Source organism: Lactobacillus colini, from assembly GCF_017874575.1.
GTDB classification, from domain to species: Bacteria; Bacillota; Bacilli; order Lactobacillales; family Lactobacillaceae; genus Lactobacillus; species Lactobacillus colini.
Genome location: NZ_JAGGLU010000014.1, coordinates 16,041 through 30,640 on the forward strand (window position 1 = coordinate 16,041; position 14,600 = coordinate 30,640).

The 14,600-nt window shown below is 34.8% G+C and carries 12 protein-coding genes and 1 riboswitch; of the genes, 7 read left to right on the plus strand and 5 right to left on the minus strand.

Translation table 11 applies throughout. From position 1 onward, the window contains the following. Positions 1-8: 8 nt before the first annotated feature. Positions 9-935: a LysR family transcriptional regulator gene (locus J2Z60_RS09640; RefSeq protein ID WP_209687490.1), complete on the minus strand. Its 927-nt coding sequence runs from the start codon at positions 933-935 to the stop codon at positions 9-11. A gap of 141 nt (positions 936-1,076) precedes the next feature. Here J2Z60_RS09640 and J2Z60_RS09645 point away from each other — a divergent pair, with 141 nt between their 5' ends. The 6 genes from J2Z60_RS09645 to J2Z60_RS09670 all read left to right on the plus strand — a co-directional run bounded on the left by J2Z60_RS09645 (position 1,077) and on the right by J2Z60_RS09670 (position 9,021). Further along, positions 1,077-2,960, plus strand: coding sequence for a flavocytochrome c (locus J2Z60_RS09645; protein ID WP_209687491.1), 1,884 nt, complete (start codon positions 1,077-1,079; stop codon positions 2,958-2,960). Positions 2,961-3,967: 1,007 nt separating this feature from the next. Then, a complete protein-coding gene (locus J2Z60_RS09650) occupies positions 3,968-4,813 on the plus strand; it encodes an SIR2 family NAD-dependent protein deacylase (RefSeq protein ID WP_245328795.1) in 846 nt (281 codons plus the stop codon). A 9-nt stretch (positions 4,814-4,822) separates the two neighbouring features. Continuing rightward, entirely contained in the window at positions 4,823-6,142 is a 1,320-nt protein-coding gene (locus J2Z60_RS09655) for an SIR2 family NAD-dependent protein deacylase (RefSeq protein ID WP_209687492.1), read from the plus strand. Position 6,143: 1 nt separating this feature from the next. After that, positions 6,144-6,734 carry a TetR/AcrR family transcriptional regulator gene (locus tag J2Z60_RS09660; protein ID WP_245328796.1) on the plus strand — a complete coding sequence of 197 codons (591 nt, stop codon included), beginning with the start codon at positions 6,144-6,146 and terminating at the stop codon, positions 6,732-6,734. A 153-nt stretch (positions 6,735-6,887) separates the two neighbouring features. Further along, a complete protein-coding gene (locus tag J2Z60_RS09665; RefSeq protein WP_209687493.1) occupies positions 6,888-8,177 on the plus strand; it encodes a PTS sugar transporter subunit IIC in 1,290 nt (429 codons plus the stop codon). Then, positions 8,170-9,021 carry an alpha/beta hydrolase gene (locus J2Z60_RS09670; protein WP_209687494.1) on the plus strand — a complete coding sequence of 284 codons (852 nt, stop codon included), beginning with the start codon at positions 8,170-8,172 and terminating at the stop codon, positions 9,019-9,021. The genes J2Z60_RS09665 and J2Z60_RS09670 overlap by 8 nt, the downstream gene beginning before the upstream one ends. Before the next feature lie 81 nt (positions 9,022-9,102). Here the strand turns inward: J2Z60_RS09670 and J2Z60_RS09675 are convergent, their stop codons facing one another. Next, a complete protein-coding gene (locus J2Z60_RS09675; RefSeq protein ID WP_209687495.1) occupies positions 9,103-9,468 on the minus strand; it encodes a pyridoxamine 5'-phosphate oxidase family protein in 366 nt (121 codons plus the stop codon). A gap of 271 nt (positions 9,469-9,739) precedes the next feature. Then, positions 9,740-9,905, plus strand: a riboswitch (M-box (ykoK) riboswitch). A gap of 86 nt (positions 9,906-9,991) precedes the next feature. Here J2Z60_RS09675 and mgtA point away from each other — a divergent pair. After that, positions 9,992-12,667: a magnesium-translocating P-type ATPase gene (gene mgtA, locus J2Z60_RS09680; RefSeq protein ID WP_209687513.1), complete on the plus strand. Its 2,676-nt coding sequence runs from the start codon at positions 9,992-9,994 to the stop codon at positions 12,665-12,667. A gap of 62 nt (positions 12,668-12,729) precedes the next feature. Here the strand turns inward: mgtA and J2Z60_RS09685 are convergent, their stop codons facing one another. From J2Z60_RS09685 to J2Z60_RS09695, 3 genes are all read right to left on the minus strand, one after another. Continuing rightward, positions 12,730-12,867, minus strand: coding sequence for a hypothetical protein (locus tag J2Z60_RS09685; protein WP_209687496.1), 138 nt, complete (start codon positions 12,865-12,867; stop codon positions 12,730-12,732). Positions 12,868-12,941: 74 nt separating this feature from the next. Beyond that, a complete protein-coding gene (locus J2Z60_RS09690; protein ID WP_209687497.1) occupies positions 12,942-13,457 on the minus strand; it encodes an SLAP domain-containing protein in 516 nt (171 codons plus the stop codon). 122 nt (positions 13,458-13,579) lie between these two features. Beyond that, positions 13,580-14,581 carry an alpha/beta hydrolase gene (locus J2Z60_RS09695; protein ID WP_209687498.1) on the minus strand — a complete coding sequence of 334 codons (1,002 nt, stop codon included), beginning with the start codon at positions 14,579-14,581 and terminating at the stop codon, positions 13,580-13,582. Positions 14,582-14,600: the final 19 nt, after the last annotated feature.

Below are 14,600 nucleotides of genomic sequence, written 5' to 3' on the forward strand. Positions count from 1 at the left end.
GTTTTTTATTAACGGATATTTTCTTGTAAGGGAACTTTTTCAAATGTAGTGACTAAATCTTGAAGAGCTGGTGATAATTGAGAGCCTTTTTTAGTTCCAATGAAGTACCTAACTTTGATGAGATTGGGGTCTAAAGGATAAAGATTGATGGGTTTTTCTTGAATTCGCTTAAGTACGCTTGCACATGAAAATGTAAGACCAAGACCATTAATAGACAAGTTGGCTGCGGTAATAACACTGTTAGTAATCATGCTGATCTTAGGGACAATCTTGTAAGTCTGAAATAAGCCATTTACTTGGTGACGAATGGCGGAATCAGGTGAGCTTAAGATAAATGGTTCTTGCAATAAATCTTCTAAGTTATAGCTATCAGGCGAAAGAATAAATTTATTCTTGATAAAATATTTAGACTCTTCGGGAATAACTATATAGTAGACCTCACCACCATTGACATGGGCTTTAATTCCTTGAGAGAGAGTTTCAGGAGTCTGCCCCATGTAACAATCTACGTGATTATTTAATAATCGTTCCTCACTCATATTAGGAAATCCTTCAGCTATTTGTATTTTTACATTGGGGTGTTCTTTTAAGAATTGGGGTAGAATTTTAGGCAATAAAAATGTTCCCAAACTCTCTAAGACAGCAATACGAATAATCTCTTTGTCGTTATCAATAAAGCGCTGAAGCTGCTGAGTAAGATGATGATTCTGAGAAGAGATATTTTCTAAATAGTGATAATATACTAACCCAGCATCTGTTAAAGAAAAAGGCACAGTATCATGGTTAAGAACCTTGGTTCCTAATTTATTTTCAAGTTGTTTAATTAGCTTACTTAGGTAAGGCTGGGAGATATATAGTTTTTCAGCAGCTTTATGAAAGTTGCTTTCCTTTAGTAACATATCTAGGTAGGCCATCATGGTATCAGAATTGTTCATACTTATTTCCTTTCTCGCACTTGATTACTAAATGGTTATCGCTTGATAACAATTATAGTCTTTTACATATTTTGATGTAAACGATAACATAGTATGTGTAAAGAATTTGATAATAAAACATTCTAAAAGGAGCAATATATCATGAAATCAGGTACTTATAATGTAAAGGCAAAAGGTCACGGCTCGTCATTTATGCCGATGGCAGTTACGATTGAAGATGACAAGATTGCTAGTATCAAAGTTGATTCAACTGGTGAAACTAGCGGAATTGCAGATGAAGTATTTAAGCGCTTGCCCAAACAAATTGTTGAAAATCAAACTCTAAATGTCGATGCAGTATCAGGAGCTACCTTGTCTTCAAACGGTGTGATTGCTGGTGTAGCTCAAGCAATTAACGAAGCTGGTGGCGATAGCAATGAATGGAAGCAGCGCAATAAGCCTAAAGCTGAATCAGGAGCAAATGAAGAATTTACTACTGATGTGGTAATTGTTGGTGCTGGTGGTGCAGGATTAACAGCAGCAGCTAGAAGCTTGCAACATAACAAGAAAGTTATCGTTTTAGAGAAATATCCTCAAATTGGTGGTAATACTAGTCGTGCTGGTGGGCCAATGAATGCAGCTGAACCAGAATGGCAAAGGGGATTTAAGGCATTAACTGGTGAAAAGGAAACTTTAGAAAAGATTGCCCAAACTCCAATTGACCAGATTGATCCAGAATATCAAGAAGATTTTAAAAAGCTTCAAAAGCAAATCAATGACTATGTTGCTTCTGGAGCAGATTATTTATTTGATTCAACACTACTTCATGAAATTCAAACTTACTTAGGTGGTAAGAGAACCGATCTTGATGGTAATGAAATTCATGGTAAGTATGAATTAGTTACTACCTTGGTAAATAACGTCCTTGATTCTGTTAAGTGGTTAACTGATCTAGGCGTAGAATTTGACCGTAGTCAAGTTACTATGCCAGTAGGTGCATTGTGGAGAAGAGGTCACAAGCCAGTTGAGCCAATGGGATTTGCCTTTATTCATGTACTTGGTGATTGGGTAAGAGAACATGGTGGTCGAATCTTAACTGAAACTCGCGCTCAACATTTAATCATCAAAAATGGAAAAGTAGTTGGTGTAGAAGCTAAGCGAGTTGACGGCTCTAAGGTAACGATTCATGCTAAGGCTACAATCTTAACTGCTGGTGGCTTCGGTGCCAATATGAAGATGGTTCAAAAGTACAACAACTACTGGGATAAGATTAACGATGATATGCCAACTACCAATTCACCTGCTATTACTGGAGATGGGATTGACCTAGGACTTGAAGCTGGCGCTGCATTAACAGGGATGGGCTTTATCCAAATGATGCCGGTATCAGATCCTGTTACAGGCGAAATCTTTACTGGCTTGCAGACACCACCTGAGAACTTCATTATGGTGAACCAAGAAGGTAAGAGGTTCGTTAATGAATTTGCTGAACGTGATACTTTAGCTAAAGCTGCAATTGCTAATGGTGGCTTATTCTACTTGATTGCAGATAATAAGATTAAAGATACTGCCTACAATACAACTCAAGAATCTATTGACGCTCAAGTTGAGGCTGGTACGCTATATCGGGATGATACTTTAGAAGGATTAGCTAAGCAGATTGGAATGGATCCAGATACTCTGGTAGCAACTATCAATAAGTATAATTCCTATGTTGACGCAGATGATGATCCAGAATTCCATAAGAGTGCCTTCAACTTGAAGTGTCAAGTAGCTCCATTCTATGCTACCCCAAGAAAGCCTGCTATTCACCATACGATGGGTGGCTTAACAATTGACAAGCAAGCTCATGTATTAGATAAGGCTGGTGAAATAATCCCCGGCTTATATAGTGCTGGTGAGAATGCTGGTGGACTTCATGCAGGTAACCGTTTAGGTGGTAATTCATTAGCAGACATCTTTACCTTCGGTAGAATTGCGGCTGATACGGCATTTGCAGAAAGAGAAACGGCAGCTGACGTTACAACTGGCGCCTCAGCTAAGTAGGTATTCACTAATTGCTTGATAAATGTAATTAAAACTTAAAAAACCAATACTTCATTTTTCTGATACAACCCTAGTCAAGTGGACAGTAGAAATATATAAAAAATATTTTTAGTCAACTCATTAATTTGAGTTGGCTTTTTGCTTACATTTCCAATGATGGTAGGCTATTTGTACTTTAGTTCGTCCAACATCAACTCTCTATCTAGTTTCTGCAATTTTTTGAGAATTCATTCTCCATTTTCGCCATTTTGACAAAAATCCCGTCTCCGTAGACAGCGGAGGCGGGATTGTATCAAAACAAATCATTAGTGAATACTATAATTAAGTTACTTAATTATGAGAAAAATTAATCCCAAAACTACAATAAATAATAAAAAAAGATACAATATTTTAGTAAATCGTTTTATCTTTTTGCTTTCAACTATTTTTATAGTTCCGTAAGTTCCAATATACATAGGGATTATATTTATCCATCTATTGCTATATTGAGTGTTTTTCAGTAGGTAATATGATATAAGTGTAGTCACTATGCCATATATAAAAAATTCTACCATATCCTTTAACTTCATATTAACTCCTCTTAAAAATTAATACGACCATTGTGTGGGTATTTATCATAATCATCCCAATATTTTGCAAGCCAATGACTTGGGCTAGAATAATTTCTGACTATTTCAAGTATAAACCAATTGTCTACAAAAGTTTTACGTAGTAGGCACTTTTTAGTCTACTCTTAATTTCTCTAAAATCTTTATTTGAAGATCAATATTTAAGCTAATCAAATAAATTTGTTAAAAATATTGATATTACTTGACTTTAGGTGGAAAATCCCACCTCCATGGATAGTTCAATTTTTAGTGAGATTGTATCATTCATTGAAGTGTTGGTTTTTCTTTACATATTTTTAAATCTGTCTATAAATCTACAACTTGCTCATAAGTGTACTAGGTATCTTGGCTGTCATTAACTATGATTACTAATATAGAGAATAAGCAGATGAGGTAATAATGATGGACAAAATTGCAACCTTAGTAGAAAAAATAAAAGCCGCAGATGCGGTTATTGTAGGAGCTGGAAGTGGCATGTCAGCGGCGACTGGATTGAACTTTTGGTATCAGAATACACCAGAAGTAATGGAACATTTTGAGTATTTTTATGATAAGTATCATTTTCAAGGATTATTTGATGCGTCGTATACACAATTTGACTCAGAAGAAGAGCGTTGGGCTTTTACAACTATCTTGGCTAATTTAATTTATACAATTGAACCGCCTAAGCCTACTTATCAATATTTAAAAACACTACTCAAGCAAAAGAATTATCACATTATTACTACTAATCAAGATGACTTATTTTTGCGATATTTTACTAAAGATAAGATCAGTATGATCCAAGGCTCATGGTCATATCTTCAAAGCTCTAATCCCGATACTGATAAGAACTTGTATGACGCAAGGAAGATTTTTGCTAAATTAACCAAAAAAATCAGCAATCATAAGATTGCAAGGGAAGATTTTCCTAGAAGTGAAGTTGATGGTAGTGTCTTAACTCCTTGGTACCGCAGCCCTAAGTTCTTGGAAGATAAGCAATACTACATTGAACATGAGAAGTTTAATAATTTTATTGGTCAGTATAAGAACCAAAAAATACTCTTCCTTGAATTGGGAGTAGGCAGGATGACACCGATGTTTATTCAAGAGCCATTCTGGGAAATGACCAAGTACTTGCCTAAGGCCTACTACATTAACATTAATCCTAAAGATGCCAGAACTAATCCGGCAATTGAAGATAAGTCATTATTGATTAATGATGATATTAATGAGGCACTTAAGCAGGCAGTAGAGATAAGGTAGGGAATATTCATGTCAAAAAAAGATATAACTTTAGCACACCAATGGTTAAAAGAAGCGGACAGGATCTTAGTTACAGCTAGCAATGGCTTAGCAATTTCTGAAGGAATAAACTTATTCGCTAATGATAGTAGATTGCGGAAAGTATTGGGCGACTTAGTTGATAAGTACCACCTGACTAGCTTATTGCAAGCATTTTCATTTCCTTATAAAGATGAATTGGATTATTGGCGCATGGTAGCTAGAGTAGCAGAATATTATAATTACAACTATCAAGCTAGTATATATATGAAACAGCTTAAGAAATTATTGGCTGGGAAGCCATACTTCATTTGGACATCTAATACTGATTATTATTTTGTGCAGGCCGGTTTTGATCGAATCTTTGAAGTAGAAGGCAATTGGATGACTGGAGTATGCACTAGTCATCCTGATGAACATGGAACTTTTAATTTAAGTGAAAAATTACATACTATCTATCAAAAAGACCAAGCAAATACCCTAACCAGTGTAGACTTGCCTAGATGTGATAAGTGTAATGCTCAGCTTAGCTTGAATGTGGCAGGAGAATACTTTCAACCAGATAGAAGCCAGATTGATAGTTTAAGGAAGTTTCTGGTTGAGAGCGAAGGTTCTAAGCTTTTAGTACTTGAATTAGGGATTGGTGCACATAATCAGTTAATTAAAGAGCCGAGTATGGAACTAGTTGCTAGTTATCCTGACAGCAGATATATTACAATTAATAAGGGAGAAATAAATATCTTTCCAGATATTGCGGACCGTTCGATTGGCTTTTTGGCAGGTATTGGGGATGCCTTAGAAGCGATTATGACAGGCGAGAGCTCAGAAATTCAAACACAAGGCCCTAGTAAATCTCAAGTAGCTAATAAGATGTCTGACAAGCAAGAAGAATTAATGAATCAGATCTATCCTAACTATATGGTAGATTCTTCATTTCACGGTAGTTATCCAATTTATATTACGATAGATAAGGACCATCCTGCTCTATTACACGGCTCAGAAGCTGGGCAATCTTGGATGTATAGCATTGGTGATAGTGCTACGGCACATTGCTTTACTCCAGATGGTCAATATTATAAAGTTAAGTTAGGCTTAGATAAAAGCAAGAACCAAGTTCACGGCTTTTATCTAAATCCAGGGACATTAATTGCAATTGAAAAAGACGATGGCAGTGCTGGATTTGCACAATTAAGTACGAATATAGCAGTTAATAGTAGTGGTAGAATCTTATTGCCGAAAGTTAATGAACTAATTGCAATGTATCCTGAACAAGAAGAATTAATTAAGCATTTAGCAATTAGGGCTGATTAAGTTGAAGCGAATTAGGAAGACGGATCGACGTACGCTGTATACAATTGATGTTATCAAGGAATCTTTTATTAAGTTAGTTAATGACAAAGGCTATGCTAAAGTAACCGTAGCTCAGGTATGCCGTGAGGCAGAAGTTACGAGATCAACTTTTTATTTGCATTTTGACGGGCTAAGTCATCTTTTAAATGCGGTATTAGATGATGCACTGTTATTAACACAAGAAACTAAGGATGTCGATTTTACAAAGGAGAACTTGTCTTTTAAAGATTTAAACGAAAATGAATCCCTTGTCCCAGCTTGTCAAAGAATTGGCAATTCAAAGAAATATCAAAAATTATTAATGGATCCAGATTTAAGTGAATATATCATTGGTCGCATTGCCCTAACTGAAAAAGAAAGACTAGTACCAGTAATTATGTCTAAGGCTGGGGTAAGTCGTGAAGATGCAGAAACTATCTTTGCTTATACTTTACATGGGTCTTTTGCCATTAATCGTGCCCATCATTTTGTCAAAGATAAAAAATGGTCACATGATGTTCAAATGCTTAACCGCTTTATTCAAGCGGGTTACCAAGCTTTAAAAGAAAAATAATGCACAAGACAAGATCTAAGTTTTTATGGATCTTGTCTTGTGCGTTTTTTGTTTAGTCGGTAACTTAATAATTAAAAAAATGCTAAATATTGTTTTTGAGTTTTAAAAAAGTATAATGAAAGCAAAAACAGAAAGATTACGAGTGTGAGAATTATGGAGAATTCTAAATTAGTTGAATGGACCGTAAAATTTAGAAAATTAGAATTTATTCGGGTTCTTCAACGGACAATGCTAATTTTGTTTCCAATCATTCTAATAGGAAGTTTTGCTCAATTTTTAAGTGAAGGAGTTTTTTCAGCTAATGGCTATATTGGCAATTTAGTAAAAATTAACCAACTTCCAAATTACCGCTTCTACCGATTTATTTTTAGAGATGTGATGAATGTATCAAATAATTGGTTATCACCATACGCTGCAATGGTCAGTGCGTTCTTGACTACCAAACGGCATGGCTATGAAGGCGTCCTAGGGGCATTAGTGGCTCTTAGCAGCTATGTTTTACTTTTTTATAATGGAGGAAATGGGACACTTGTCAATAATGAACGCTATTATGGCACAAGTTGGTTTATTGTTGGCGTCATCTTTGGTTATTTAGTTGGTAAGGTATTTGTAAAGTTTGGCCGAGATTTGTGGCAAAATGATAATCAAAATCGAGAAAAGATTTTGGAAATTATTTTGTATGATTTACGTCCAGTTCTTTTGATATTGATACCTGTTTTAATTATCCATATTATCATTAAAATTTTTGGCTTTTTCGGTATTGATGATAATATCTCTCAAACTGTTACTGCAATCGTTAGCCAGCATAGTAATTATATGCTCAATATTATAATTTCCTTGGTAGGGACTGTGGTAACATGGTTTGGCTTCCCAGATGTTATGTCTTTTTCGAGCAGGTTATATGATAATGAAACCTTATCTAATTTAACCTATGCCTTAACTCATAAAAGAAATTGGGGCATTCCTTATCCATTCACACCTTCAGCTCTTTACAATGGATTTGCCAAGTTTGGTGGACTAGGTGTTTCTTTAGCTTTATTAATTGCAATTTTATGGGTAAGCAGACGTAAATATATGCGCCGCATGGCCGATTTAACTGCAGTGCCTGTATTTTTTAATATTCCAGGGGCATTGACTTTTGGAATTGGGTTAACACTTAATCCAATCTATGTAATCCCATTCGTCTTGTTGCCAATTATGAATATTGTTTTAGCGAGTGTTGTTATCTATTTCCATGTAATTCCACCGATTGTTTATCCAGTACCTAATGGAACCCCAGGCATCTTAGTTCCCTTAATTGGGACAGGCGGCAATATCTATGCCTTTATATTTTCAATTTTGTTATTAATTTTAGACGTTATGGTTTATATCCCATTTGTAAAATTAGCTGATATAGTTGATGATCAATTACTTGTAGATGAAAGAGGCGATCAGCATGCGTAAAAGCCAGCGAATTTTGATTATTGTTCTTACTCTAACAATTGGGATCCTAGCAGTGGTGTCATATTTTTGGACTAGAGATAGTGTGCATGCTTTAGAAAATAGGCAAAGATCAGCTCTTTCACCTGTAATTATGATCCCCGGCAGTAGTGCGACGGTTAACAGGTTCGATACACTGGTTGAAGAAATAAATAAACACACTTCTCAAAAACATAGTTTATTAAAGGTTAAGGTTTTTGATAGCGGTAAAATTTCATATTATGGCAAGATAAAAAGAAGAGATACTGAGCCATTTATTGTGGTCGGATTTGAAAACAATAAAGATGGCTACAATAATATAAAAAAACAAGCCCAAATGTTCAATAAGGCCTTTAACCAGTTGAAAGAAACCTATAATTTTAATAATTTCAAAGGGATTGGTCATTCTAATGGTGGGCTAATTTATACATATTATCTTGAACATTATTTTAATGAAAAACAGATTCAAATTAAGCGTCTAATGACAATTGGAACCCCATATAACTTTGCTGAACCTACTTCTCGTCGAACTGATATGTTAAAGGACTTTATTAAATATAGAAAAAATCTGCCTAATAACTTAATCATGTATTCGATTGCTGGTTCAGAAAATTATATAGAAGATGGGCTTGTGCCAGTAAGTAGTGTTTTGGCTGGCAAGTATGTTTATCAAGGTGCGGTAAAGCAATATACACAGATAACTGTTACAGGCAAATTAGCACAACATTCAGCACTTCCTCAAAATAGTGAAGTTTTAGATTTAATTCAAAAATATGTTTTAAATCAACCTCAAATCAACAGCCGTCAAAATCAACAAAGAGATCGCTAGTGATTAATTAAACAAACTAAAAAGCTGATAATCAATGCTTGAGCAAAGATTATCAGCTTTTTTAATTATTAACGAAAGAGATTATTCGTCAATTTCATCAATCTTGATGTCGACAACGAAGGCTTGAGGAGCACCAGCTGCTTCTGCAATCTTCTTTTGGTAGTCGTCATCTTCGTGGATAGTTGCAGTACCAATAATACGTACGTTGGTGTGACTTGGCTTGTCTGCAACAACAACGGCAACTTTTGAACCGTTCTTTAAGTTTTCATAAGCATGAGCTTTAGTCTTTTCAAGGTATTGTAAGTGATTGTCATCAAGCACATGCATAGATTGCTTAGGACCAACTTGAGGCATACCGTTAGCATCAACAGTTGCTAAGAATGCCAAGTGAGTCTTGAAGAATTCTTTTTGTTCATCAGTAAGTGTGGTTGAATCTAATTTTTTCATAGAAAATACGCTCCTTTAATTAATTGAAAATGACTAAATGTCCCTTTCAACTGATAAGTATACACTATTTTTTTAGATTTAAAAAAATATAAGTCTCAGAAATTCCAAAAATTTTTTCTTAATTTTAGCGATAATTAATCTGTTTAGTTACTAATAATATCTAAATTTTTAATATCTATTATACTAAAATATGAATAAGGTTAATATTTGTTTAAGTGGTATTGATTTTCTCCATCTTAGAAACTACTATATTAACGGATAAAATATTTAGCAAATAAACTGTTAGGTGAGACTCCTACGTGAAAACATGCTGTCGCTCAGAAACATCCAGAGATGCCAATGGGTCAGACAGAGGCTGTCGATATAAGGCAGACTCCAGAACAGCTAGCAACATGCTTACGTCACGTAGTGTTAAAGCTGAACGACGAGTATAGAAATATTCTTGGATAGGAACCGATGCAGTTATTGCTTCGGCTCTTTTTGTTTGTTTGCATAGCGAAGTTTAGGAAGGTAGTTGATTATGATGAAGCAACTTACAAATTCTGTAAAAAAACAAACTGCAGACACCAAGTTGGTGCAAAAAATCGCCCAACAAGATAAGAAACATGTTCTTAAAGAATTAGATACTTCTCTTGATGGCTTATCAGCAATTCAAGTTACTCAACATCGGGAAAAATGGGGTAAAAACGAGTTAGAAAATAAATCTAAAAATACTAAGTGGCATTTTTTGGTTCAGTCATTTATGACACCATTTACTTTAGTGTTGTTATTATTAGCTGTGATATCTTTATGTACAGACTATCTTTTTGTTCCAGATGATCAGAAGGATTTGAGTACGGTCATTATTATGCTGGTTATGGTATTTATTTCTGGAATTATTAGTTTTATTCAGAATGTTAGAACTAATGATTCAGTTGAAAACTTGCTCAATATGATTTCTGATACAACAGGTCTAAAAAGAGATGGTCAAGAAAAAGAAATGTCTACTAAAGAATTAGTTGTAGGCGATATTGTGAATGTAACTGCCGGTGATATTGTGCCAGCAGATATCCGTTTATTAGGTAGCAAGGATCTATTTTGTTCTTCAGCTTCTCTGAATGGTGAATCAGAACCTGTTGAAAAAAATGCCAATCAAAAGCCAGTAGCCGATAATTTAGAAGATTATTTAGATTATCCTAATGTTATTTATGAGGGAACTACGATTGTTTCTGGATCTGGGGTAGGGGTTGTTTTTGCCACTGGGGAAAGGACAATTTTTGGTAAGTTAGCTCAGAATATTTCTCGTAAAGAAGTCAAAGAAACAACCTTTGATAAAGGAATTAAAAATATTTCTAAGTTATTGTTGACGATGACTGCAATTATTGCACCTTTAGTATTCATCATTAATGGTCTAACTAAGGGAAATTGGCTGAATGCATTAATTTTTGCTATTGCAACAGCAGTTGGTTTGACACCAGAAATGTTGCCAGTAATTGTGACTAGCAATCTTGTCAAAGGATCAGTTGAGTTATCTAAGCATGATACAATTGTAAAAAGAATGAATTCAATGCAGAATTTTGGCGCAATTGATATTTTATGTACTGATAAGACTGGTACTTTAACGCAAGAACAAGTTATTTTGAATAGGTTTTATAATTTAAATCTGCAATCTGATAAGAATATTTTAGAATTGGCATATTTAAATAGCTTTTATCAGACTGGAAATAAAAACTTAATCGACAAGGCGATCGTTAAAGCTGCTAAAGTAATTGATACCGATGGCATATTAATGAAATACAGCAAAGTAGATGAACTGCCATTTGATTTTAAACGACGTCGTTTGAGTATTTGTGTTGATGACGGTCAAAAGCAAGAATTAATTACTAAGGGTGCAGCAGAAGAAATGCTTGCTTGCGCAAATAGGATTAAGTTGGACCAAGCAATCTTGCCTTTAACTGCTCAAGAGCGGGACAAAATTTTAGAAAATATTAAAACTTTGAATGAAGATGGCTTTAGAGTAGTTTTATTAGGTTATAAGCCTCTTGAAAATGTAACTAGTATAAGTGTTGAAGATGAGGACAATTTAATTCTTTGTGGGATACTTGCCTTTATTGATCCGCCAAAGACAAGCGCTAAGAGTACAATGAAGCAATTAAAGGTAGATGGCATTACTGTAAAGATTCTAACTGGTGATAATGCAGCAGTAACTAGAAATGTTGCTAAGCAAGTGGGATTAGATGCTGATAAAGTGTATTCTGAAAAGGATTTTGCTGGTAAGACTGATTCTGAGATGAAAAAAATGGTGGAAGAGTGCGATATTTTTGTCAAGCTTTCACCAGAAATGAAGGCTAGAATTATTGAACTTCTAAAAGAAAATCAACATTCAGTTGCCTATATGGGAGATGGAATCAATGATGCTTCAGCAATGAAATCAGCAGATGTAGCAATTTCAGTTGATTCAGGAGCTGACATTGCCAAAAAATGTGCCGATATTATTCTCTTGAAAAAAGACCTTCATGTTCTAGAACAAGGAGTAAGGATTGGACGGCAGGTTTTTGGCAATACAATGAAGTATATAAAAATAACCTTATCGTCAAATTTCGGTAATATTTTATCGATTTTGGTTGCATCATCATTTTTACCATTTTTGCCAATGTTACCTATTCAGTTATTAGTATTAGACTTAATGTATGGTACGAGTTGTTTATCAATTCCATTTGACAAAATGAGTAACCAATATCTGAAAAAGCCGCGTAAATGGAAGGTCGATAAACTACCTAAGTTTATGCTTTGCCTAGGGCCAACTTCTTCAGTATTTGATATTATTACTTTTTCTGTATTATACTTTGTCGTTTGCCCACAAGTTGTTGGCAGTAGCTATGCTTTAGCTAGTTCTAGCCAAAAGACAGTGTTTGCGGCAGTATTTTGCACTGGATGGTTTATTGAATCACTTTGGACTCAAGAAATGATTATCCATGTTTTGCGTGCACCGGGGATGCCATTTATTAAGCAGCATGCAACTTGGATTGTTACACTTGCGACAATTGGGATTGCTAGCGTAGGTACTATAATTCCATTTACTTCTTTAGGAAGAAAGATGGACTTCGGCAATATTCCAGTATCTTATTTGGCTATTGTATTTGTTATCTTAGTAGTCTACCTATTATTCACCACGTTAGTTAAGAGAGTTTACTTAAAGCATGAAGAATATTTGATTTAAAAATTAATAAGGACCGTAGTTTATTTTGAGATAAGCTACGGTCCTTTTTTGACATTATTAAATTATTTGATAAATGGAATATTAGAAAGAATATTCTGAATTTCAGGAATATGGTAACGGATTGTTGACCAGTTAATGCCATAACTAGCAAGACTAAAGATCACTATTATTCCAACAAATAAAATCGTACTTTTCTTCATAAGATATTGTCTACCTCGTCTGATTTTAGTTATAAAAATATTTTATCATGCGAAATTTTATAAGAAAATCAAAACTACTTATCTATCTTTTTGATTGTTCCATTGGTGTAAACCAGATAATTATGACCACTATCATCTAAGGCATAAAAGTAGTCATTTTTGGCAGAGGTGCCATTGAGGACGAACCAATCTTTTTTACCTTTCTTTTTATTAAGATAAGCAATGACAGCTTGAGAATTTTTTAACTCAACTTTAGAAGATGAAGTTTTCTTATTGCTAGAAGTACTACTTGAGGATTGTTTCTTAGCTTTAGAAAAGTTAGCCTGTTTAATGTATTGATTAGCTCCGATTTTATAGAATTTGACTTTTTTGATGGTTTTACTGCCAAAGGTCTTTAAAGAAGTTCCTTTGGGAAGTGTACCTGTAACTTTTCCTTTAGAGTTATAGACATATGATTTTTGGTATAATTTTCGCTTAATTCCTTTAGTTTGAGCTTGGGTAAGCTTAGTAGGAATAATATATGGTGATATAGTTGTGCAAAAGCCTAATAGGGATGTCCCAATTATAATTTTGTAAAGACCTTTTTTCATGTAAAAAGAAACCTCCTTTGCGTGAGATAATTAATTGTTAATTCTAATTATAGACGCATTTTTTGTAAAAATAAAAGCATACCGTAAGGTATGCTTTTATGACATATGAATGAGTTTAAAGCTTAGAGGTTCTTTTTGAAGAAACTATCGAATTTATCGAATGGAATTTTATCCATCTGATCATATAGGTCTACATGAGTTGCGTTAGGAACAATAACCAATTCTTTAGGATCTTTCAAACGCTTGTAAGCACGTTCAGCCATGTAGCGTGAATGGGCCTTTTCACCAGTGACGATTAACTTAGGTGCCGTAATTGTTTCAATATTTTGTTGAAGTGGGAAGTTATAGTAACCCATTGGAGTAAGGGCATCCCAAGCAGCGTTTGAGTTTATTGAGCGTGGGTGGAAGGCACGTTTAACATAATAATTGAAGAAATCCCGAGTTACAGGATCAGCATCTTCTGGCAAAGTCTTGCCAAACATCTTGTTAAAATATACCGGTTTGTTTTTTTCGTCAAAGACTAATTCGTGAGGACCAGGAATTGCGCCATTTTCTACTTCTTCCCAGCGCTTTTGTGCGAGATATTGCTTTTCGAGCTCACGTTGTTGGTCAGTCTTGGTATCGTTTAGTCCTTTCCACATTGATTCAGACATGTCATACATTACACTAGTAGCAACAGCCTTAATGCGGACATCAATTGCAGCAGCTGTTAATACGTGTGATCCTAAGCCGCAGATACCAATTGCTCCAATACGTTCACGATCGACGAAGTTTTGCATCCCTAAAAAGTCAACAGCAGCACTATAATCTTCAACAAAAATGTCAGGTGAAGCCATATTGCGGCGACTGCCAGAACTTTCGCCAGTCATTGATTGATCAAAAGCAAGAGTTACAAATCCACGTTCTGCCAAAGTTTGAGCATAAAGTCCAGAAGATTGTTCTTTGACAGCTCCAAATGGGCCAGAGATTGCGATTGCTGCATATTTTTGATTATCGTTAAAATCCTTAGGTAAGTAAAGATGTCCTGCCAAAGTGAATCCATAGCGGTTACTAAAGGAAACGTTTTGAACATTAATATCAGAATCTATCTTAAATACACGGGTATCATTTGCTAGTTTACTCATAAGACTTCCTCTTTTCTAA

Coding starts and splice junctions, on each gene's coding strand:
- J2Z60_RS09640 (WP_209687490.1), bottom strand. CDS start 935: ATGAACAATTCTGATACCATGATGGCCTACCTAGATATGTTACTAAAG.
- J2Z60_RS09645 (WP_209687491.1), top strand. CDS start 1,077: ATGAAATCAGGTACTTATAATGTAAAGGCAAAAGGTCACGGCTCGTCA.
- J2Z60_RS09650 (WP_245328795.1), top strand. CDS start 3,968: ATGATGGACAAAATTGCAACCTTAGTAGAAAAAATAAAAGCCGCAGAT.
- J2Z60_RS09655 (WP_209687492.1), top strand. CDS start 4,823: ATGTCAAAAAAAGATATAACTTTAGCACACCAATGGTTAAAAGAAGCG.
- J2Z60_RS09665 (WP_209687493.1), top strand. CDS start 6,888: ATGGAGAATTCTAAATTAGTTGAATGGACCGTAAAATTTAGAAAATTA.
- J2Z60_RS09670 (WP_209687494.1), top strand. CDS start 8,170: ATGCGTAAAAGCCAGCGAATTTTGATTATTGTTCTTACTCTAACAATT.
- J2Z60_RS09675 (WP_209687495.1), bottom strand. CDS start 9,468: ATGAAAAAATTAGATTCAACCACACTTACTGATGAACAAAAAGAATTC.
- mgtA (WP_209687513.1), top strand. CDS start 9,992: ATGAAGCAACTTACAAATTCTGTAAAAAAACAAACTGCAGACACCAAG.
- J2Z60_RS09685 (WP_209687496.1), bottom strand. CDS start 12,867: ATGAAGAAAAGTACGATTTTATTTGTTGGAATAATAGTGATCTTTAGT.
- J2Z60_RS09690 (WP_209687497.1), bottom strand. CDS start 13,457: ATGAAAAAAGGTCTTTACAAAATTATAATTGGGACATCCCTATTAGGC.
- J2Z60_RS09695 (WP_209687498.1), bottom strand. CDS start 14,581: ATGAGTAAACTAGCAAATGATACCCGTGTATTTAAGATAGATTCTGAT.